At 71.2% G+C, this 21,523-nt stretch carries 17 protein-coding genes; 16 read left to right on the top strand and 1 reads right to left on the bottom strand.

What is annotated here, in order from left to right:
- The first annotated feature begins 10 nt into the window (after positions 1–10).
- Complete coding sequence (locus ACFVX4_RS14680) at positions 11–691, top strand: GntR family transcriptional regulator (RefSeq protein ID WP_389976242.1); 681 nt, start codon at positions 11–13, stop codon at positions 689–691.
- A gap of 14 nt (positions 692–705) precedes the next feature.
- Here the strand turns inward: ACFVX4_RS14680 and ACFVX4_RS14675 are convergent, their stop codons facing one another.
- Positions 706–1,053, bottom strand: coding sequence for a DUF6083 domain-containing protein (locus ACFVX4_RS14675; RefSeq protein WP_389976238.1), 348 nt, complete (start codon positions 1,051–1,053; stop codon positions 706–708).
- A 181-nt stretch (positions 1,054–1,234) separates the two neighbouring features.
- Between ACFVX4_RS14675 and ACFVX4_RS14670 the strand changes: the two genes are divergently transcribed.
- The 15 genes from ACFVX4_RS14670 to ACFVX4_RS14600 all read left to right on the top strand — a co-directional run bounded on the left by ACFVX4_RS14670 (position 1,235) and on the right by ACFVX4_RS14600 (position 21,503).
- Positions 1,235–2,623, top strand: coding sequence for a VWA domain-containing protein (locus tag ACFVX4_RS14670; RefSeq protein ID WP_389976235.1), 1,389 nt, complete (start codon positions 1,235–1,237; stop codon positions 2,621–2,623).
- A gap of 192 nt (positions 2,624–2,815) precedes the next feature.
- Positions 2,816–3,997: an ROK family protein gene (locus ACFVX4_RS14665; RefSeq protein WP_389976232.1), complete on the top strand. Its 1,182-nt coding sequence runs from the start codon at positions 2,816–2,818 to the stop codon at positions 3,995–3,997.
- 158 nt (positions 3,998–4,155) lie between these two features.
- Positions 4,156–5,685 (top strand): sugar ABC transporter ATP-binding protein, encoded by a 1,530-nt coding sequence (locus ACFVX4_RS14660; RefSeq protein WP_389976229.1) that lies wholly within the window; start codon positions 4,156–4,158, stop codon positions 5,683–5,685.
- On the top strand, positions 5,682–6,731 hold the full coding sequence (locus ACFVX4_RS14655) for an ABC transporter permease (protein WP_389976226.1): 1,050 nt from the start codon (positions 5,682–5,684) through the stop codon (positions 6,729–6,731). The genes ACFVX4_RS14660 and ACFVX4_RS14655 overlap by 4 nt, the downstream gene beginning before the upstream one ends.
- 73 nt (positions 6,732–6,804) lie before the next feature.
- Complete coding sequence (locus ACFVX4_RS14650) at positions 6,805–7,842, top strand: substrate-binding domain-containing protein (protein WP_389976223.1); 1,038 nt, start codon at positions 6,805–6,807, stop codon at positions 7,840–7,842.
- Between the two features lie 68 nt (positions 7,843–7,910).
- On the top strand, positions 7,911–9,149 hold the full coding sequence (locus tag ACFVX4_RS14645) for a Gfo/Idh/MocA family protein (RefSeq protein ID WP_389976221.1): 1,239 nt from the start codon (positions 7,911–7,913) through the stop codon (positions 9,147–9,149).
- Between the two features lie 12 nt (positions 9,150–9,161).
- A complete protein-coding gene (locus ACFVX4_RS14640) occupies positions 9,162–10,166 on the top strand; it encodes a sugar phosphate isomerase/epimerase family protein (RefSeq protein ID WP_389976218.1) in 1,005 nt (334 codons plus the stop codon).
- A 308-nt stretch (positions 10,167–10,474) separates the two neighbouring features.
- Positions 10,475–14,200 (top strand): ThuA domain-containing protein, encoded by a 3,726-nt coding sequence (locus ACFVX4_RS14635; protein ID WP_389976216.1) that lies wholly within the window; start codon positions 10,475–10,477, stop codon positions 14,198–14,200.
- 134 nt (positions 14,201–14,334) lie between these two features.
- The gene (locus ACFVX4_RS14630) at positions 14,335–15,453 is read left to right on the top strand and encodes an inositol-3-phosphate synthase (protein WP_389976213.1); all 1,119 of its coding nucleotides are present in this window, start codon (positions 14,335–14,337) and stop codon (positions 15,451–15,453) included.
- Positions 15,450–16,517 (top strand): SCO3242 family prenyltransferase, encoded by a 1,068-nt coding sequence (locus ACFVX4_RS14625; RefSeq protein ID WP_389976210.1) that lies wholly within the window; start codon positions 15,450–15,452, stop codon positions 16,515–16,517. Before ACFVX4_RS14630 ends, ACFVX4_RS14625 begins: the two co-directional genes overlap by 4 nt.
- Positions 16,514–17,386 carry a sugar phosphate isomerase/epimerase family protein gene (locus tag ACFVX4_RS14620; RefSeq protein ID WP_389976208.1) on the top strand — a complete coding sequence of 291 codons (873 nt, stop codon included), beginning with the start codon at positions 16,514–16,516 and terminating at the stop codon, positions 17,384–17,386. The genes ACFVX4_RS14625 and ACFVX4_RS14620 overlap by 4 nt, the downstream gene beginning before the upstream one ends.
- 20 nt (positions 17,387–17,406) lie before the next feature.
- The gene (locus ACFVX4_RS14615; RefSeq protein ID WP_389976205.1) at positions 17,407–18,072 is read left to right on the top strand and encodes an EboA domain-containing protein; all 666 of its coding nucleotides are present in this window, start codon (positions 17,407–17,409) and stop codon (positions 18,070–18,072) included.
- Positions 18,072–18,920, top strand: coding sequence for a TatD family hydrolase (locus ACFVX4_RS14610; RefSeq protein ID WP_389976202.1), 849 nt, complete (start codon positions 18,072–18,074; stop codon positions 18,918–18,920). The genes ACFVX4_RS14615 and ACFVX4_RS14610 overlap by 1 nt, the downstream gene beginning before the upstream one ends.
- 4 nt (positions 18,921–18,924) lie before the next feature.
- Complete coding sequence (gene eboE / locus ACFVX4_RS14605) at positions 18,925–20,100, top strand: metabolite traffic protein EboE (protein WP_389976200.1); 1,176 nt, start codon at positions 18,925–18,927, stop codon at positions 20,098–20,100.
- A gap of 26 nt (positions 20,101–20,126) precedes the next feature.
- Complete coding sequence (locus ACFVX4_RS14600) at positions 20,127–21,503, top strand: alkaline phosphatase family protein (protein ID WP_389976476.1); 1,377 nt, start codon at positions 20,127–20,129, stop codon at positions 21,501–21,503.
- Positions 21,504–21,523: the final 20 nt, after the last annotated feature.

Genomic DNA, 21,523 nt, shown 5'->3' with positions numbered 1-21,523 from the left:
GGGGACCGCGATGTTGTCCGCAGGACTGCCGCAAGGGGCTGTGCCGAGGCTGGAACGGCCCGGTCCGCTGCGCGAACGCGTGTATGAGGCGCTGCTCGAACTCATAACGACGCGTGCGCTCCGTCCCGGCCAGCACCTGGTCGAGAGCGAGCTGGCAGGCCATCTCGGGGTGTCCCGTCAGCCGGTGCGCGAGGCGCTGCAGCGGCTGAACACCGAGGGCTGGGTCGATCTCCGGCCCGCCCAGGGCGCGTTCGTGCACGAGCCCACGGAGGAGGAGGCGGACCAGCTGCTCTCGGTCCGCACCCTTCTGGAGGCCGAGGCGGCACGTCTCGCCGCGGCCAACTCCGGCACCGCCGGCATCGCCGCGCTGGAGGAGCTCTGCGCCGAGGGCGAGCAGGCCGTCGCCGACGACGACGTGGACCTGGCGGTCGCCACCAACGCGGCCTTCCACGCCAAGGTCATGGAGCTGGCGGGCAACGTCGTCCTCGCCGAGCTCGCCGGCCAGGTGGACCGCAGGGTCCGCTGGTACTACACCCCGGTGGCCCGCCAACGCGGCATCCAGTCCTGGATCGAGCACCGCTCGCTCATCGCGGCGATCTCCTCGCGCGACGGACAGCGGGCCACGGAGATCATGCGGTCCCACACGGAACACACGCGCAAGACGTACCACCAGCGCGGGGACAGCGCTTAGGTCTTTCGTCCGGATCAGGGCCGGCCCCGGCGGGGGCAGACGAGGTGGTGGCTGATCCTGCAGCACTCCCCGGGGCCCGGTTCCCGGTCCTGCGCGTTCCACACCGTGCCGTCCCGGTCGAGGTGCCACCGCTGTCCGGGCGGCACGTCGTGTGCCAGGAGCGGCGCGGGCCCTTCGGGTTCGAGACGGACCCACCACCGGTAGTGGGTGGGGCGGATGTCGACGGCGAGCCCGCAGTCCGGGCAGTCGGGTGCGGGTTCCGGGCCGGGGACCGCCCCGTCCCGGAGGCCCTGTTCGTGATCGGTCGAGTGTTGGAGATCGGTCCATTCCTCAGCGGTCCGCAGCGTTCCGGTAACCCCCATGGTCAAAGGGTGCAGACAGGGCGTGAGGCGCGGTAGGTCGCGATCCGGCCGTGCCCGGTGGGAGACAACAGTGAGGCCGGACGGTGCGTGGGGCACGTGGGGCACCGCGCGTCGGCCCTGACCGAGGGGAGCCGCGGGGCCGTCGGCCCGGGTGTGCCGGACAGCGGGCAGACTTGCTGGTGTGACGATACTGAGCAAAGGTGCCAACGTGCCGGTCGCGGCTTCCGCAGTCAGGGCCGTACTTGACTGGTCGGCAGGGTCCGGAGTGCCTGATGTGGATGCTTCCGCTCTGCTGCTGACCGGCGGCGGGCGGGTGCGGTCCGATGAGGACTTCGTCTTCTACAACCAGCCGCGGCACGCTTCGGGCGCGGTGAGTCACGTCGGCAAACGACCCGGCAGCGACTCGCTGGACGTCCACCTGGGTGCGCTGGGGCCGGACGTCGAACGTGTCGCGCTCTGTGCGTCTGCCGACGGCGGCACGTTCGGCCAGGTGCCGGGGCTGTGCCTGCGGCTGCTCGACTCGGCGTCCGGTGCCGAACTGGCACGCTTCGACATCACCGCCGCGACGGAGACCGCGCTGGTCGGCGGCGAGCTCTACCGCCGCGACGGCGGCTGGAAGTTCCGTGCGGTCGGCCAGGGTTACACCAGCGGGCTGGCGGGACTGGCGACCGACTTCGGGATCAGCGTCGACGAGGAACAGCCCGCGGCCGGATCCGGCTCCCGGCCCGTGACGGCTCCGGACCCCGCCCCGGCACCCTCGCCCGACGCCTCGCCGGTGCACGCCCGAGGCGGATCCCGCCCCCGGCTCGCCAAGGGCGAGGAGAACCTGCCCGTGGACATGCGCGAGCGCCTGTCGCTGCGCAAGCAGCAGGTCCTGGTCAGCCTGAGCAAACACGGCGTACCGGAGTTGCGCGCACGCGTCGTCCTCGTCCTCGACGCATCGGGTTCGATGGGCGGTCTCTACCGGCGGGGCACGGTGGCGGGTGTCACCGAGCGGATGGTGGCCGTCGCGGCGCAGCTCGACGACGACGGCGAGATGCAGGCGTGGACGTTCGCCAGCAATCCGGCCCGGCTGCCCGACCTTGCCGTGGGCGACCTGCCCGAGTGGCTCAGGCTGCACGTGCGCGTGGGGCAGACCTACGGCTTCGGGCGCCGGAAACCGCCCAGGGGACTGGTCCCCGGTCAGATCGACATGCGTGCGGTCGGTATCCAGAACGAGGAACAGAAGGTCATCGCCGAGGTGCGGGCCTTCGTGCGCGATCACCCGGTGCCCGACCCGACGCTGGTCCTGTTCTTCTCGGACGGTGGTGTGCACCGCAACCAGGAGATCGAGCAGGAGCTGCGGGCTGCCGCCGAGGAGCCCGTGTTCTGGCAGTTCGTCGGCCTCGGCAGTTCTCAATACGGTGTGCTGGAACGCTTCGACACCATGCCGGGCCGGCGGGTCGACAACGTCGGCTTCTTCGCTGTCGACGACATCGAGAGGATCTCCGACCAGGAGCTGTACGACAGGGTCCTGTCGGAGTTCCCGTCCTGGCTGCGGGCCGCCCGGCAGGCCGGAATCCTGCGCTGAACCGGCCGGCCCCCAGCGGCCGGCCCGTTCCGGCGCCCGGCCCATGACGCGACCGACCGGCTTTGTCCTCGGTGTGGAGAAAGTTGTAGTGGATTCCTGCGCAACTTCTTCCCACTCCCGGCAACCGCTGCTACGTTCCCCTCGAAAGCCCGACGGACAGGCCGATGTGGCGGGGAGGGGCGCGTGAGACGTATGACGGCACGACCCGCGAATGCGCATCAGGCGCGACTGCTGCGGCTGTTGCGCGACGGCGGGCCCAACTCACGGGCACAGCTGGGGGATCAGGTCGATCTCTCCCGCTCCAAGCTCGCCGTCGAGGTCGACAGACTGCTGGAGACCGGGCTCGTCGTGGCCGACGGTCTCGCCGCATCCCGCGGCGGGCGCCGCTCGCACAACATCCGGCTCGCACCACAACTGCGGTTCCTCGGCGTCGACATCGGTGCCACATCCGTCGATGTGGCCGTCACCAACGCCGAGTTGGAGGTCCTGGGACACCTCAACCACCCGATGGACGTACGCGAAGGCCCCGTCGCCATCTTCGAGCAGATGCTGTCCATGGCGGCCAAGCTCCGGGCCTCGGGGCTCGCCGAGGGTTTCGACGGTGCCGGCATCGGCGTACCCGGACCGGTCCGCTTCCCCGAAGGCGTACCGGTCGCACCGCCGATCATGCCCGGCTGGGACGGCTTCCCGGTCCGCGAGGCGCTCAGTCAGGAACTGGGCTGCCCCGTCATGGTCGACAACGATGTGAACCTGATGGCGATGGGGGAGCAGCATGCGGGCGTCGCACGCTCCGTGGGCGACTTCCTCTGCGTCAAGATCGGCACCGGAATCGGCTGCGGAATCGTCGTCGGCGGCGAGGTCCACCGCGGTACGACGGGCAGCGCCGGAGACATCGGCCATATCCAGGTGGAACCCGAGGGCCGCGCCTGCGCCTGCGGCAACCGGGGCTGCCTGGAGGCCCACTTCAGCGGTGCCGCGCTCGCCCGCGACGCCGAGGACGCGGCGCGCACCGGACGGTCGGCGGAGCTCGCCGGCCGGCTGGAGGCCGCCGGAAAACTCACCGCCGCCGATGTGGCCGCCGCCGCGGCGGCCGGTGACGCCACCTCGCTCGACCTGATCCGCGAAGGCGGCAACCGGGTCGGCCAGGTCATCGCGGGACTCGTCAGCTTCTTCAATCCCGGCCTGGTGGTGATCGGCGGCGGTGTGACCGGCCTCGGCCACACGCTCCTCGCCAGTGTCCGGACCCAGGTCTACCGCCAGTCGTTGCCACTGGCCACCGGCAATCTGCCCATCGTGCTGGGCGAGTTGGGACCGGCCGCCGGAGTGATCGGCGCCGCCCGGCTCATCAGCGACCACCTCTTCTCACCGGCCTGACCCCGGACCGGCCGCACACGGGCGCACCCCGGAAACACCGGGAGCGCCGGGAACACCCGCACCACCGCACCTGGTACAGCCCTGCCCGCTCACCGGCCCTTCCCAAGCTCCCGGCTGCGCCCGGGCAGGGGAGACCCCACTTGCCGAGGGGATTCGTCATGGCACCAGAACCGCCCCTGCTCACCATGTCCGGCATCACCAAGTCGTTCCCCGGAGTGCGCGCCCTCGACGGCGTGGACCTGGAGGTCCAGGCCGGCGAAGTCCACTGTCTCCTCGGGCAGAACGGCGCCGGCAAGTCCACCCTCATCAAGGTGCTCGCCGGGGCCCACCAGCCCGACGGCGGCGAGATCACCTGGCGCGGCGAACCGGCCGCGCTGAAGTCGCCCATCGCCGCCATGCGGCTGGGCATCGCCACGATCTACCAGGAACTCGACCTGGTCGAGGGCCTCTCGGTCGCCGAGAACATCTTCCTCGGCCACGAGCCAACCACCGCCCGCTTCGTCGTCCGTACCCGCGAGGGCCGCACGTCCGCCGCGGCGCTGCTGAAGCGGCTCGGCCATCCGGAGATCGACCCGGCCCGCCCGGTCGGTGACCTGTCCGCCGCCCAGCAGCAGATCGTCTCCATGGCACGGGCGCTCTCGCACGACGTACGGCTCATCGTCATGGACGAGCCGTCCGCCGCACTCGACCCGGACGAGGTCGACAACCTCTTCCGCACCGTCGCCGCACTCACCGCCGACGGCGTCGCCGTCGTCTACATCTCGCACCGCCTGGAGGAGATCCGCCGGATCGGCGATCGGGTGACCGTGCTCAAGGACGGCCGCGCCGTGGCCGTCGGGCTGCCCGCCGAGTCCACACCGACACGCGACATCGTTGCCATGATGACCGGCCGCAATGTCGAGTACGTCTTCCCGCCACGCTCCACGGACCGCGCGGGAGCGACCGCTGCTGCGGAGCCCGTCCTGAAGATCGAAGGGCTGGCCAGGAAGGGCGAATTCGCCCCGGTGGACCTTGAGTTGAGGCCCGGAGAGATCGTGGGTCTGGCCGGACTCGTCGGATCGGGGCGCTCCGAGATCCTGGAGACCGTCTACGGCGCCCGCAGGCCGAGCGCCGGACGGGTGACCGTGGCCGGCAAGCAGCTGCGGCCCGGCAGCGTCCGCGCGGCCGTCGCCGCCGGAATCGGCCTCGCCCCCGAGGAACGCAAGGCACAGGCCCTGCTGATGCTCGAATCCGTCACCCGCAACGTCTCCGTCTCCTCGATGTCCCGCTTCTCCAGGGCCGGCTGGATCGACCGCGGTGCCGAACGCCGGGCGGCCCGCGAAGCCACCCGCGAGCTCTCGCTGCGCCCCGACAACCCGGACACCCCCGTCCGCACGCTCTCCGGCGGCAACCAGCAGAAGGCGGTCCTGGCCCGCTGGCTGCTGCGCGGCTGCCGGGTCCTGCTGCTCGACGAACCGACCCGCGGTGTCGACGTCGGCGCCCGCGCCGAGCTGTACGCCGTGATCCGCCGGCTGGCCGACGAAGGCCTCGCCGTCCTGCTCGTCTCCAGCGAGGTGCCCGAAGTGCTGGGCCTCGCCGACCGGGTGCTGGTGCTCCGCGAGGGCCGCGTCGTGCACACGGCGGACGCCCGGGAGCTCGACGAGCACCGCGTACTCGACCTAGTGATGGAAGGGAGCCCTACGTCATGACGCAGCCCGTCTCCTCGGCGCAGCAGGGCGGGCCGGACAAGGGGGCCGACCCCGCCCCGGTCTCCGAGCCCCGGAAGAAGGACGGACCCGCGCGCACCTCCGGCCCGCGCCTGGACGTCCGCAGCCTCTCGCTCCTCGGCGTCCTCGCCGTACTGGTCGCCGTCGGCGGATTCACCGAGCCCGACGCCTTCCTGGACACCGGGAACCTTCAGCTGATCCTGACCCAGGCGTCCGTCATCGGTGTCGTCACCGTCGGGATGACCTTCGTCATCACCAGCGGCGGAATCGATCTCTCGGTCGGTGCGATGGTCGCGCTCGCCTCGGTCTGGGCGACCACGGTCGCCACCCAGGAGTACGGCTTCGCGGGGATCCTGTTCACCGCGGTGATCGTCGGACTCGCCGCCGGGCTGGTGAACGGGCTGCTCATCGCGTACGGGCGGATGGTGCCGTTCATCGCGACACTGGCCATGCTCGCCTCGGCCCGCGGGCTCGCCCTCCAGATCACCGACGGCAAGACCCAGATCGTCACCGTCAAGTCGGTCCTCGACCTGGGCCTGCCCGACTCCTACGTCCTCGGCATCCCGCCCCTGGTCATGATGTTCGCGGCGGTCACCGTCATCGGCTGGCTGGTGCTGAACCGTACGACCTTCGGACGGCGCACGCTCGCGGTCGGCGGCAACGCGGAAGCGGCCAGGCTGGCCGGCATCGACGTACGGCGCCAGCGGCTCTGCCTCTATCTGCTCTCCGGGCTGTGCTGCGGCATCGCCGCCTTCATGCTGATCATCCTGTCCGGCTCGGGACAGAACACCAACGGCAATCTGTACGAGCTCGACGCCATCGCGGCCGCGATCATCGGCGGCACCCTGCTCAGTGGCGGGCGCGGCACCATCGTCGGCTCCGTACTCGGTGTCCTGGTCTTCACCACCATCACCAACATCTTCGCGCTCAACAATCTGCAGAGCGACGTCCAGCAGATCGCCAAGGGCGCGATCATCGTCGCCGCCGTCCTGGTCCAGCGCCGCACCTCGGCGCACGGGGAGACCTGACGCTCCGCATCCCTCCCGCCGCCCCGTTCGCCCCATGTGACATGTCACGCACCGGATGAAGGGTTTGACAGCCATGCCAGAAACCAGCCGCAGACGACTGCTCCTCGGCACCGCAGCCGTCTCCGCGGGTGCCCTCCTCACCGCCTGCACCAGCAATGACCCCAAGACCGAGGACACCGCCAAGAGCACCGGACCCGCCGCCGACGACAAGCCCGGCAAGCCCGTCACCATCGGCTTCGCGGGTCCGCAGGCCGACCACGGCTGGCTCAACGCCATCAACGAGAACGCCAAGTCACGGGCGGCCAAGTACTCCGAGGTGACACTGGAGACCACCGAGGGCTCCAACGACACCGCCGCCCAGATCGGCCAGGTCAAGACCCTCATCAACAAGAAGGTCGACGTCCTCGTCATCCTCCCGGCCGACGGCAAGGCGCTCACCCAGGTCGGTCTGGAAGCCATGCGGGCGGGCATCCCCGTCGTCAACCTGGACCGGATCTTCGCCTCCCCGCAGGCCTACCGCTGCTGGGTCGGCGGCGACAACTACGGCATGGGCCTCAACGCCGGTACGTACATCGGCGAGCAGCTCAAGGGCAAGGCGGGCGCCAAGGTCGTCGAGCTGGCGGGCATCGACAACCTGGAGCTCACCAAGCAGCGCAGCCAGGGCTTCGCCGACGCGCTGAAGAACTACTCCAACGTCGAGCTGGTGGCCCGTCAGGCCGCCGACTTCACCGTCGAGTCGGGCCAGGCCAAGATGGCCCAGCTCCTCCAGGCGCAGAAGAGGATCGACGCCGTGTGGAACCACGACGACGACCAGGGAGTGGGCGCGCTGCGCGCCATCCAGCAGGCCGGCCGTGACGAGTTCCTGATGGTCGGCGGGGCCGGGGCCAAGTCCGCGATGGACGCCATCAAGGCCGACAACAGCGTCCTGAGGGCCACCGTTCTCTACCCGCCGACGATGGCCGCGTCCGCCATCGACCTGGCCCGCGCACTGGCCCAGGGCAAGGGGGTCGGCGGCCTGGCCGAGCTGGAGATTCCGACCAGTCTCACCCTCTACTCGGCCGTGGTCACCAAGGAGAACGTCGACCAGTACCTGCCGACGGGCTTCAGCTGATCAGCCCCGCGGGAGGGTGCTGACCCTCCTGCCGCACCCATCGAACGACCGACGAGGAGGAAGCCCGGATGGCCCGTAGGGAAGAGACGGATCAGGAGGCCGCAGCGCCGCCGACGCACCGGCCGGCGACGAGTGTGCCGGTGCTCGGGGTCGGCATGGTCGGATACGCGTTCATGGGCGCCGCCCACTCGCAGGGCTGGCGCACCGCGGGACACGTCTTCGACCTGCCGATGAGACCGGCTCTCGCCGCGATCTGCGGACGCGACCGGGCGGCGGTCGACGCGGCGGCCGCCCGCCACGGCTGGGCGGCGGCCGAGACCGACTGGCGCGCCCTCATCGCCCGGGACGATGTGCAACTCGTCGACATCTGCACCCCCGGCGACAGCCACGCCGAGATCGCCATCGCCGCCCTGGAGGCGGGAAAGCACGTGCTGTGCGAGAAGCCGCTCGCCAACACGGTCGCCGAGGCGGCGGCGATGACCGAGGCCGCGGAGCACGCCGCGGCCCGCGGCCAGATCGCGATGGTGGGCTTCAACTACCGCAGGGTGCCCGCGATCGCCTACGCCCGACAGCTGATCGCCGAGGGGCGGATCGGCACCCTGCGGCATGTCCGCGCCGCCTACCTCCAGGACTGGCTCGTCGACCCCGAATCGCCGCTCACCTGGCGGCTGGAGCGGGAACGCGCCGGCTCGGGCGCGCTCGGCGACCTGGGCGCGCACATCGTCGACCTGGCCCAGTATCTGGCGGGGGAGCCACTGGTCGGGGTGTCGGCGGTCAGCGAGACGTTCGTACGCGAACGGCCGCGGCTCACGGGCCCGGCGGCCGGGCTCTCCGGAGCGGCGGACACGGGCACGCGAGGAGCAGTGACCGTCGACGACGCGGCCCTGTTCACCGGCCGGCTCGCCTCCGGGGCGCTGGCCTCCTTCGAGGCGACCCGGATGGCGGCCGGGCGGAAGAACGCACTGCGGCTGGAGATCAACGGGGAGCGCGGCTCGCTCGCCTTCGATCTGGAACGGCTCAACGAACTGTCCTTCCACGACCACACCGAACCCGCCGCCACGGCGGGATTCCGGCGCGTCCTCGTCACCGAACCCCAACACCCCTACCTGGAGGCGTGGTGGCCGCCGGGCCACGCCCTCGGCTACGAGCACACCTTCGTCCACCAGGCCCGCGACCTGGTGCGGACGATCGCCGAAGGGACTGCCCCGGCACCGTCGTTCGCCGACGGACTGCAGGTGCAGCGGGTGCTCGCAGCAGTGGAGGAGAGCGCCGAGAAGAACTCCGTACACACCCCCGTGGTTCTCTAGGAGGTCCCGCTCATGCCCCGTCCCTTCACACTCTTCACCGGCCAGTGGGCCGACCTGCCGCTGGAGGAGGTCTGCCGGCTCGCCCGGGACTTCGGCTACGACGGGCTCGAACTCGCCTGCTGGGGCGATCACTTCGAGGTCGACAAGGCGCTGTCCGACCCCGGCTATCTGGACGGCCGGCGGCAGCTGCTCGACAAGTACGGGCTGAAGTGCTGGGCGATCTCCAACCACCTCGTCGGCCAGGCCGTGTGCGACGACCCGATCGACGAGCGGCACCGGGGGATCCTGCCCGCGCGGATCTGGGGCGACGGCGAGCCCGAAGGGGTCCGCCGCCGGGCCGCCGAGGAGCTCAAGGACACCGCGCGGGCGGCCGCCGCCTTCGGGGTGCGCACCGTCATCGGTTTCACCGGCTCGTCGATCTGGCACCTGGTCGCGATGTTCCCGCCGGTTCCGCCGCACATGATCGAGCGGGGATACGAGGACTTCGCCGAGCGCTGGAACCCGATCCTGGACGTCTTCGACGCGGAGGGCGTGCGGTTCGCCCATGAGGTGCACCCCAGCGAGATCGCGTACGACTACTGGACCACGCACCGCGCACTGGAGGCCGTCGGGCACCGGGCGGCGTTCGGGCTGAACTTCGACCCGAGCCACTTCATCTGGCAGGACCTGGACCCGGTGAGCTTCCTGTACGACTTCCGGGACCGGATCTACCACGTGGACTGCAAGGAGGCACGCAAGCGCCTCGACGGCCGCAACGGCCGGCTCGGCTCGCATCTGCCCTGGGGCGATCCGCGGCGCGGCTGGGACTTCGTCTCGGCCGGGCACGGTGACGTGCCCTGGGAGGACGTCTTCCGGATGCTCCGGTCCATCGGCTACGAGGGACCGGTCTCCGTGGAGTGGGAGGACGCGGGGATGGACCGGCTGACGGGTGCGCCGGAGGCGCTGGCCACGCTGAAGCGGTACGACTTCGATCCGCCGTCGGCGTCGTTCGACGCGGCGTTCGGGGGCGGGGACTGACGGTCTCCCACCGGGGACGGTCCGGGCCCCGGTCCGGGCCGGGACGGGCCGGGGGCGAGAGCTTCGCGGCCGTCCCGCACCCACCCCTGCCCTCGCCCCGCTTTGTCCTGGCGCAGGAAAAAGTTCGAGCGGACCGCTGCGCAAGGGCTTTCCGTCCCGGACGAACAGGTCTACGGTCAAGAACGTGTACATGACATGACTCGGGTCGCCGGTGTCCCACGCACCCCGGACGACCCGCGCGGCAGTCCCCGCGCAGAACGGCACGGCAGCACCCCGCCCGTACAACCGGCACTCTCCGGAGGACACTCGTGCACAGAACCCCAACCGGAAACAGGAGCAGAACACGGCTCCGCGTCCGCAAATCCCTCGCACTGCTCACCGGCGGCCTGCTCGCCGCGGCCACCCTGGCCCTGGGCGCCACGCCCGGAGCAGCGGCGGGACCGTCCTCGCCGGCCGCCACCGACGCGGCGGCCGAGGAATTCCAGCAGGTCACCCTCGCCAAGGGAGTGGCCGAGACCGGCGAACCCATGACACTGGCGGTGCTCCCCGACCGCAGCGTCCTGCACACCGCGCGCGGTGGCGAGCTGTGGCTCACCGACAGCGGCGGCGACACCACCCTCGCCGGTGTCCTCCCCGTCTACTCCCACGACGAGGAGGGCCTCCAGGGCGTCGGCATCGACCCGGACTTCAGCAAGAACCGGGCGATCTACCTCTACTACGCGCCCCCGCTGGACACCCCGTCCGGCGACGCCCCCGAGAACGGCACTGCCGCCGACTTCGCCAAGTTCGACGGAGTGAACCGGCTCTCGCGCTTCGTCCTCAAGGAGGACGGCACGCTCGACACCGCCAGCGAGAAGAAGGTCCTCGACATCCCGACCTCGCGCGGCATCTGCTGCCACGTGGGCGGCGACATCGACTTCGACGCGCAGGGCAACCTGTACCTGTCGACCGGCGACGACTCCAACCCCTTCGCCTCCGACGGCTACACCCCGATCGACGACCGGCCCGACCGCAACCCCGCGTTCGACGCCCGACGCACCGCCGGGAACACCAACGACCTGCGCGGCAAGATCCTCCGCATCAAGGTCGCCGACGACGGCACGTACACCGTCCCCGAAGGCAATCTCTTCGCCCCGGGCACGGACAAGACCCGCCCCGAGATCTACGCGATGGGCTTCCGCAACCCCTTCCGCTTCACCGTCGACAAGCCCACCGGCACCGTGTACGTCGGTGACTACGGGCCCGACGCCGGTGCGGCCGACCCCAAGCGCGGACCGGGCGGCCAGGTCGAGTTCGCCCGCGTCACCAAGGCCGGCAACTTCGGCTGGCCGTTCTGCACGGGCAAGAACGACCCGTTCGTCGACTACGACTTCGCGACCAAGACCTCCGGCGCGACCTTCGACTGCGCCGCACCCAAGAACACCTCCCGGTACAACACCGGACTGGTCGACCTGCCGCCGTCCCAGCCCGCCTGGATCCCGTACGACGGCGGGTCCGTGCCCGAGTTCGGCAGCGGCTCCGAGTCCCCGATGGGCGGACCGGTCTACCACTACGACGCCGCCCTCGACTCGCCCGTGAAGTTCCCCGAGGCCTACGACGGCAACTTCTTCGCCGGTGAGTTCGGCCGGCGCTGGATCAAGCGCATCGACCAGGACACCGACGGCATGGTGAAGTCCATCAACGCCTTCCCGTGGTCGGGAACCCAGGTGATGGACATGACGTTCGGCCCCGACGGCGCGCTCTACGTCCTGGACTACGGGACCGGCTACTTCGGAGGCGACCAGAACTCGGCGCTCTACCGCATCGAGAACGCCACCGGCGGACGCTCCCCGATCGCCGAGGCGACGTCCAACAAGACCTCGGGCACCGCACCCCTCAAGGTCGCCTTCTCCTCGGCCGGAACCACCGACGCCGACGGCGACACGCTCAGCTACAGCTGGGACTTCGGTGACGGCGGCACATCGACCGCCGCCAACCCCACGTACACGTACAAGAAGAACGGCACCTACACCGCCACCGTCACCGCCACGGACCCCACCGGCCGCACCGGCTCGGCGAACGTCCATGTGACGGTCGGCAACACCGCTCCCGAGGTCGAGCTGGAACTCCCCGGTGACGGGAAGCTGTTCTCCTTCGGCGACGAGATCCCGTTCAAGGTGACCGTCACCGATCCCGAGGACGGAACCATCGACTGCTCGAAGATCGAGGTCCGCTTCATCCTCGGACACGACAGCCACGGCCACCCCATCACCTCGGCGCACGGCTGCACCGGCACCATCAAGACCGAGATGGACGGCGGACACGACCCCAACGCCAACATCTTCGGCGTCATCGACGCCTCGTACACGGACGGAGGGGGAGGCGGCCAGGCATCCCTGTCCGGCCACGACCAGGCCGAACTCCAGCCGCGCCACCGGCAGGCCGAGCACTACGGCGACTCCCACGGCGTCGCCCCGCAGAACAAGGCGACCGCCCACGGTGGCAAGACGGTCGGCGACATCCACAACGACGACTGGATCTCCTTCAAGCCGTACCTCCTGGCCGGTTCCACCAAGCTGACCGCCCGGATCTCCTCCGGCGGCGCCGGCGGCTTCCTCGAAGTCCGGACCGGCTCGGCGACCGGCAAGATCCTCGGCTCCGCACCCGTCCCGGTGACCGGTGCCTGGGACAACTTCCAGGATATCGACGTACCGCTGCGCGGAGTCCCGAAGAAGTCCACCGAACTCTTCCTGGTCTTCAAGGGAGGTGACGGAGCGCTCTTCGACATCGACGACTTCGAGCTCTCCGACAGCGCCCCCGACAAGACCGCCAAGCGGGTCCTGGTCTTCTCGAAGACGGCCGGTTTCCGCCACGACGCGATTCCGGACGGCATCGCGGCGCTCAAGGAACTCGGCAAGGACAGCAACATCACCGTCGACGCCACGGAGACGGCCGGCCAGTTCACCACCAGCAACCTGGCCCGCTACGACGCCGTCGTCTTCCTCTCGACGACCGGTGACGTACTGAACGCCGACCAGCAGAAGGCATTCGAGAACTACGTGGCCACCGGCGGCGGCTACATGGGCGTCCACGCGGCGGCGGACACCGAGTACGACTGGGCGTTCTACGGCGGACTCGTCGGGGCCTACTTCTCCTCGCACCCCGCCATCCAGCCCGCCACCGTCCGGGTCGAGGACCACAGGCATCCGGCCACCGCAGACCTCGGCGACGAGTGGAACCGCACCGACGAGTGGTACAACTACCGCACGAATCCCCGAGGTCAGGCGAAGGTCCTCGCCACACTCGACGAGACGACCTACACGGGCGGCACCATGAAGGGCGACCACCCCATCACCTGGTGCCAGACCTACCAGGGCGGCCGCTCCTTCTACACCGGTCTCGGCCACACCAAGGAGTCCTACGCCGAACCGGACTTCCGCAAGCTGCTCCTCGGCGGCATGCGGTACGCGGCCGGCCAGGTGAAGGCCGACTGCAAGCCCGACACCGGCTACCGGTCGATCTTCAACGGCAAGACGCTCGAAGGCTGGAAGCAGGCAGGCCCCGGCAAGTTCGACGTCGTCGACGGTGAACTCCGCTCCCAGGGCGGCATGGGCCTGCTCACCTACCAGGCCAAGGAGCTGAGCTCGTACTCGCTCAAGCTCGACTGGAAGATGCAGGGCGACGACAACTCCGGCGTCTTCGTCGGCTTCCCGGAGTCCGACGACCCCTGGTCCGCGGTGAACAACGGCTACGAGGTCCAGATCGACGCCAGCGACGCACCCGACCGCACCACGGGTTCGATCTACACCTTCAAGGCCGCGAACGCCAAGGCCCGTGACCAGGTCCTGCGCCCGCCCGGCCAGTGGAACAGCTACGAGATCAAGGTCCGGGGCGAACGTCTCCAGGTCTTCCTCAACGGGGTGAAGATCAACGACTTCACCAACACCGATCCGGTACGGAGCCTGAAGAGCGGCTACATCGGCATCCAGAACCACGGTGCCGACGACCATGTGTCGTTCCGCAACATCCAGCTGAAGGAACTGCCCTCGGCGTAGGGCGCCCACCGCGGCGACGGCGGGTGGGGGGAGAGAACGCACCGCCCCACCCGCCGTCCCCGCCCGATCCCGTCCCCCGTCGCACAGCGCCACCCGCTCTGCCCAGCCAGCACCCCCAGCCAGGGAGGCAGTCCGTGTCAGCACCCGCCGTACGTACCGGAGTCTGGTTCATCGGAGCACGCGGCTCCGTCGCCACCACCGCCACCGCAGGGTGCGCGGCGGTCGCGGCAGGGCTCCACCCGGCGGCAGGCATGGTCACCGAGACCCCACCCTTCACCGACAGCGGGCTGCCCGCACTCACCTCGCTCGTCTTCGGCGGACATGACACGGCCGGCTGCCCGCTGCCGAAACGGGCCGAGGAACTGGCGGCCGGGGGAGTGCTGCCGCACGGCCTGCCTTCGGCGGTGCACGCCGAACTGGCCGCCGCGGACGCGGAGATACGGCCCGGCGGCCCGTTGCCCGGCGACACCCGAGGCGACGAGGAACTCATCACCGCGTTCGCGGCCGACCTCACCGACTTCGGGCACCGGCACGACCTGGCCAGGACGGTCGTCATCAACGTGGCGTCCACGGAACCCGTCCCGGCCCCCGGCGAACAGAGGCTGCCCGCCAGCTCGCTCTACGCGGCGGCGGCACTGAGGGCCGGCTGCCCCTACATCAACTTCACCCCCTCCACCGGGCTGCGCACCCCCGCCCTCCAGGACGCCGTCGCGGCCTGCGGACTTCCTCACGCGGGCCGCGACGGCAAGACCGGCCAGACGCTGCTCCGCTCCGTACTCGCCCCGATGTTCGTGCAACGCGCCCTGCCCGTACGGGCCTGGTCGGGCACCAACCTGCTCGGCGGCGGGGACGGAGCGGCGCTGGCCGACCCGGGCGCGGCGGCCGCCAAGAACGCCGGCAAGGAACGCGTCCTCGCCGACACCCTGGGCACCGCCCCCGAGGGCGAGGTCCACATCGACGACGTACCGGCCCTCGGCGACTGGAAGACCGCCTGGGACCACATCGCGTTCGACGGGTTCCTCGGTGCGCGGATGGTGCTCCAGACCACCTGGCAGGGCTGCGACTCCGCACTGGCCGCGCCCCTGGTCCTGGACCTGGCCAGGCTGGTGGCCCGCGCCCACGAGCAGGGCATGAGCGGCCCCCTTCCCCAGCTCGGCTTCTACTTCAAGGACCCGGACGGCGGCCCGGCCGCGCTCTTCGAGCAGTACCTGGCACTGCTCGCCTTCGCCGAGACGCTGCGGGGGGAACGGTGACGATACGCGCCTGGGCGGAACTGCTACGGGTGTCCGCCCTCTTCACCGTCCCCGGCGACGCGCTCGCCGGGGCGGCGGCGAGCGGCCGGCGTCCCGACCGCGGAACCGTGCTCGCCGTCGGCGCCTCGCTCTGCCTGTACGAGGCGGGCATGGCGCTCAACGACTGGGCCGACCGCGAGGAGGACGCCATCGACCGCCCGCACCGGCCGATTCCCTCGGGCCGGATCGCACCCGGTGCGGCCCTCACGGCGGCGGGCGCGCTGACGGCCGCGGGGCTGGGCCTCGCCGCCGGGGCCGGCCGGTCGGCCCTCGCGGTGGCCACGGGGCTGGCGGCGACCGTGTGGGCGTACGACCTCCGGTTGAAGCACACCCCGGCCGGGCCGGCCGCGATGGCGGCGGCACGCGGCCTGGACCTGCTGCTCGGGGCCACCGCAACCGGGGCGGCGAAGCGGGCCATGGGGGCGCGGGCGGGTTCGGGAGCCGTCCCCGGCCCGGGAGCCGACTCCGGCCCAGGAGCCGCCGCTGGGCCGGAATCGGCTGGGCGCGGCTCCGTCCGCGCGGCGCTTCCGGCCGCCGGCCTGCTGGGCGCGCACACCTACGCCGTCACCGCCGTCTCCCGGCACGAGGCGCACGGCGGATCCACCACTGCACCCCTCGCCGCGCTCGCGGCCGTGGCCGCACTGGGCGCGGCGGCCGTGCACGAGCAGCGCGGGCGGTGCGGAGCCCAGAGAGCGGACCCGCGCACGGGGAGCGGCAGCCAGGACGAGTCGCCCCGCCCGCACCCCTCGCACCGTTCACCGACGCCCCTCGCCCCCACGGCCCCCGGTCTCGTGCGCACCGCGCTCACCGGCTCCTACTTCCGGACCGCCGCGGTCCCCCTCCTCCACGCCGCGCTCAACCCGTCCCCGCCGCTCACCCAGCGCGCCGTCGGCGGCGGCATCCGGGCGATGATCCCGCTCCAGGCCGCCCTCGCCGCCCGCGCGGGAGCGGTCGGCACGGGGCTCGCCGTCATGGGACTCGTACCGATCGCCCGCACCCTCGCCCGGAAGGTGAGCCCGACATGACGATCCGCTACGGCTACGGCACCAACGGGCTCACCGACCTCCGCCTGGACGACGCCCTCGGACTCCTCGCCGACCTCGGGTACGACGGGGTCGGCCTGACCCTCGACCACATGCACCTCGACCCCCTCGCCCCGGACGTCGCCACCCGCACCCGACACGTGGCGTCGAGGCTCCAGGAGCTGGGGCTCGGCGTCACGGTCGAGACCGGTGCCCGCTACGTCCTCGACCCACGCCGCAAGCACGGCCCGTCCCTCCTCGATCCGGACCCGGAGGCCCGCGCCGCCCGCACCCGGCTGCTCGTCCGGGCCGTCGGCATCGCCGCCGACCTCGGCGCCCACGCCGTGCACTGCTTCAGCGGCATCACCCCACCGGACACCACCCCCGACACCGCCTGGCAGCGGCTCACCGGCTCCCTCGCCCCGGTCCTGGAGGCCGCCGACCGCTCCGGTATTCCCCTGGCGATCGAACCCGAGCCCGGACACCTCCTCGCCAACCTCGCCGACTTCCACCATCTGCGCGTCCTCAGCGGAGATCCGCCCCCGCTCGGGCTCACCCTCGACATCGGCCACTGCCAGTGCCTGGAGCCCGCCCTGCCCGTCGACTGCGTCCGCGACGCCGCGCCCTGGCTGCGCCACGTCCAGATCGAGGACATGCGCCGCGGCGTCCATGAACACCTTCCGTTCGGCGAGGGCGAGATCGACTTCCCGCCGGTACTCGAAGCACTCGACACCCTCTCCGGCACCGGATATCGCGGCCTCACCGTCGTCGAACTGCCCCGCCACTCCCACGCCGGCCCCGAACTCGCCCGCACCTCCATCGAGTTCCTCCGCGAAAACAGTCCGTCGAGCCACAGTCCGTCGAGCCGCTGAACCGCCGAAGGGAGGACGCCATGCCGATGTCCCCGACGAACCCCCCGCTGCTGACCCGCAAGGAACTCGACGCACAGTTCGGCGGAGCCGCGCGCGCCTGGCTCGACGAGGCCCTCGCCGAGGCGGAGCACTCCGCCACCCACCAGGACGCCGAACAGTCCGGCGGACCCTATGCCGCCCCGTCGTGGGAACTGCGGTACGCCGCGGCCGGCCGGCACTGCGGACTCGAACACGCCGACTCCGTACGTGCCCTGCTGCTCGTCGAAGCCCGTGCCGCGCTGCCGGCCCTGACCAGGCTCTACGAACAGGGCACCGCCGCCGAACGACGGGCCGTCCTGCTCACCCTGCACCGCCTCGACCTCGGCCCCACCGCCCTTCCCGTCGTCGAGGACGCCCTGCGCACCAACGACACCCGGCTGATCGCCGCGGCCGTCGGCCCGTACGCCGCCACCCATCTCGATCCGCACAGCTGGCGCCACGCCATTCTCAAGTGCCTCTTCACCGGGGTCCCCGTCGATGCCGTCGACGGACTGGCCGGACGCGCGCGCGGCGACGCCGAACTCGCCCGCATGCTCGGCGACTTCGCCGCCGAACGCGTCGCAGCCGGCCGCAGTGTCCCCACCGATCTCACCCGCGTCCTCGAACTCACCACCCCCGGTGCCGCCGCCCCCACGGAGGAGTCCTGATGCGCATCTTCGACCCGCACATCCATATGAGCTCCCGCACCACGGACGACTACCAGGCGATGTACGACGCGGGGGTCCGCGCCCTCGTCGAACCCTCCTTCTGGCTCGGCCAGCCACGCACCTCGCCCGCCAGCTTCTTCGACTACTTCGATGCCCTGCTCGGCTGGGAACCCTTCCGCGCCGCCCAGTACGGCATCGCCCACCACTGCACACTCGCCCTCAACCCCAAGGAGGCGAACGACCCGCGCTGCGTCCCCGTCCTGGACGCCCTGCCCCGCTATCTCGTCAAGGACTCGGTCGTCGCCGTAGGCGAGATCGGCTACGACTCCATGACCCCGGCCGAGGACACCGCCCTGGCCGCCCAGCTCCAGCTCGCCGCCGACCACGGCCTGCCCGCCCTCGTGCACACCCCGCACCGGGACAAGCTCGCCGGGCTGCACCGCACCCTCGACGTCATCCGCGAATCCCACCTCTCCCCGGAGCGGGTCCTGCTCGACCACCTCAACGAGACCACCGTGAAGGACGCCCTGGACAGCGGCTGCTGGGCCGGATTCTCCATCTACCCCGACACCAAGATGGACGAGGACCGCATGATCGCGATCCTCAGGATCCACGGCACCGAGAAGGTCCTGGTCAACTCGGCGGCCGACTGGGGCAGAAGCGATCCGCTCAAGACCCGCAAGGTGGGCGACGCGATGCTCGCCGCCGGATTCAGCGACGACGACATCGACCAGGTGCTCTGGCGCAATCCCGTCGCCTTCTACGGACAGAGCGGCCGGCTCCAGCTCGGCCCCGCCGCACCGGAACCGCTCCACGAAGGCAACTCCATCCTGCGCGGCGGGGAGTGAGGCGATGCGCTTCCGCCACCCCGACGGCTCCACCGTCCACCTCTCGTACTGCACCAACGTCCACCCCGCCGAGACGCTCGACGGCGTCCGCGCCCAACTGCGCGACCACTGCGAACCGGTCCGCAGACGCCTCGGCCGCGACCGGCTCGGCATCGGCCTCTGGCTCGCCAGGGACGCGGCCCGCACCCTGGTCAACGACCCCGCCGAGCTGCGGTCCCTCCGCGCCGAACTGGACCGCCGAGGCCTGGAGGTCGTCACCCTCAACGGCTTCCCGTACGAGGGATTCGGTGCCGACGAGGTCAAGTACCGCGTGTACAAGCCCGACTGGACGGATCCGGAGCGGCTCGCCCACACCACCGACCTCGCCCGGCTGCTGGCCGGCCTGCTCCCCGACGACGCCACCGAAGGAACCATCTCCACCCTCCCGATCGCCTGGCGCACCCCCTTCGACTCGGACCCGGAGGCGGCCCGAGCGGCACACACCGCGCTCACCACCCTCGGCGAACGCCTTGACGCACTCGCCGAACTCACCGGCAAGTCCATCCGTATCGGCCTCGAACCCGAGCCGGGCTGCACGGTCGAGACCACCGCCGACGCCATCGCACCCCTCACCGCCGTCGGACACCCACGCATCGGCATCTGCATCGACACCTGCCACCTGGCCACTTCCTTCGAGGACCCCGACACCGCCGTCGACGCGCTCGACGCGGCGGGCATCCCGATCGCCAAGGCACAGCTCTCCGCCGCCCTGCACGCCGAACACCCCCACCTTCCCGAGGTGCGCGCCGCACTCGCCGCCTTCGCCGAGCCCCGCTTCCTGCACCAGACCCGCACCGGCACCGCTGCCGGGCTGCGCGGCACCGACGACCTCGGCGAGGCCGTCACCGGCCGGGCCCTGCCGGACGGAGCCCCCTGGCGCTCCCACTTCCACGTCCCCCTGCACGCACCCCCCGCACCACCGCTCACCTCCACCCTTCCCGTGCTCCGTTCAGCGCTGACCCGACTGGTGGGCGGCGCACGGCCCCTCACCAGGCATCTGGAGGTCGAGACGTACACCTGGCAGGCGCTCCCGGCCGCGCTGCGCCCCCGGACCCGCACCCAGCTCGCCGACGGCATCGCCGCCGAACTCACCCTCGCCCGCGACCTCCTGGTCGACCTCGGCCTCAAGGAGCTCCCGTGACCACAGCCGAGCAGCCCACCGGGCCCATGACTCCCAACCCGCTCCTCGTCATTGACGTCGTCGGCCTCACCCCACGGCTCCTCGACCACATGCCGCACCTGAAGGCCCTGGGGCAGTCCGGCACCCACGCGCCCCTCGGCACCGTCCTGCCCGCCGTCACCTGCGCGGCCCAGTCCACCTTCCTCACCGGCACCACCCCCGCCGAACACGGCATCGTCGCCAACGGCTGGTACTTCCGCGAACTCGGCGACGTCCTGCTCTGGCGCCAGCACAACGGACTGGTCGCGGGCGACAAACTCTGGGACGCCGCCCGCCGCGCCCACCCCGGCTACACGGTCGCCAACATCTGCTGGTGGTACGCGATGGGCGCCGACACCGACATCACCGTCACCCCGCGCCCCGTCTACTACGCCGACGGCCGCAAGGAACCCGACTGCTACACCCGGCCGCCCGCCCTGCACGACGAACTCACCGAGAAATTCGGCACATTCCCCCTCTTCCACTTCTGGGGCCCCGGCGCGGACCTCGTCTCCTCGCAGTGGATCATCGACGCGACCCGGCACATCCTCGACACCCGCCACCCCGACCTGGCCCTGTGCTACCTCCCGCACCTCGACTACGACCTCCAGCGCTACGGCCCCGACGACCCGCGCTCCTACCGGGCCGCGGCCGAACTCGACCGCGCCATGGCCCCCCTCCTGGACGACGCCCGCCGCGAGGGCCGCACCGTCGTCGCCCTCTCCGAATACGGCATCACCCGTGTCGACCGGCCCGTGGACATCAACCGGGCCCTGCGCCGCGCCGGACTCCTGGAGGTCCACACCCAGGACGGCATGGAATACCTCGACCCGATGGCTTCCCGCGCCTTCGCCGTCGCCGACCACCAGCTCGCCCACATCTACGTACGCCGCCCCGAGGACCTCGAAGCGACCCGCGAAGCCCTCCGGGAGGTCCAGGGCATCGAGCAGCTCCTCGACGACGAGGGCAAGAAGGCACACGGCCTCGACCATCCGCGCTCCGGCGAGCTGGTCGCCGTCGCGGACCCGGATGCCTGGTTCACGTACTACTACTGGCTCGACGACGCCCGCGCGCCCGACTTCGCGCAGCTCGTCGAGATCCACCGCAAACCCGGCTACGACCCCGTCGAACTCTTCCTGGACCCCCAGGACCCGTACGTCCGCGTCAAGGCGGCCACGGCCGTCGCCCGCAAGAAGCTCGGCATGCGCTACCGCATGGCGGTCGTACCCCTGGACCCATCACCTATTCGCGGCAGCCACGGCCGCCTTCCGCAGAGCGACGAAGAAGGTCCGCTCATCCTGTGCTCCACCCCCCACGCGTTCACCGGCCCCGTCCGGGCCACCGAAGTGAAGTCCTTGCTCCTCGAGCTTGCCGGACTGCACTGACAACGCCCCGCCCCCAGAAG

Origin of the sequence: Streptomyces sp. NPDC058240 (assembly GCF_042882135.1) — a bacterium.
Classification (GTDB): Bacteria; Actinomycetota; Actinomycetes; order Streptomycetales; family Streptomycetaceae; genus Streptomyces.
This window is presented reverse-complemented; position numbering and strand designations above follow the sequence as displayed.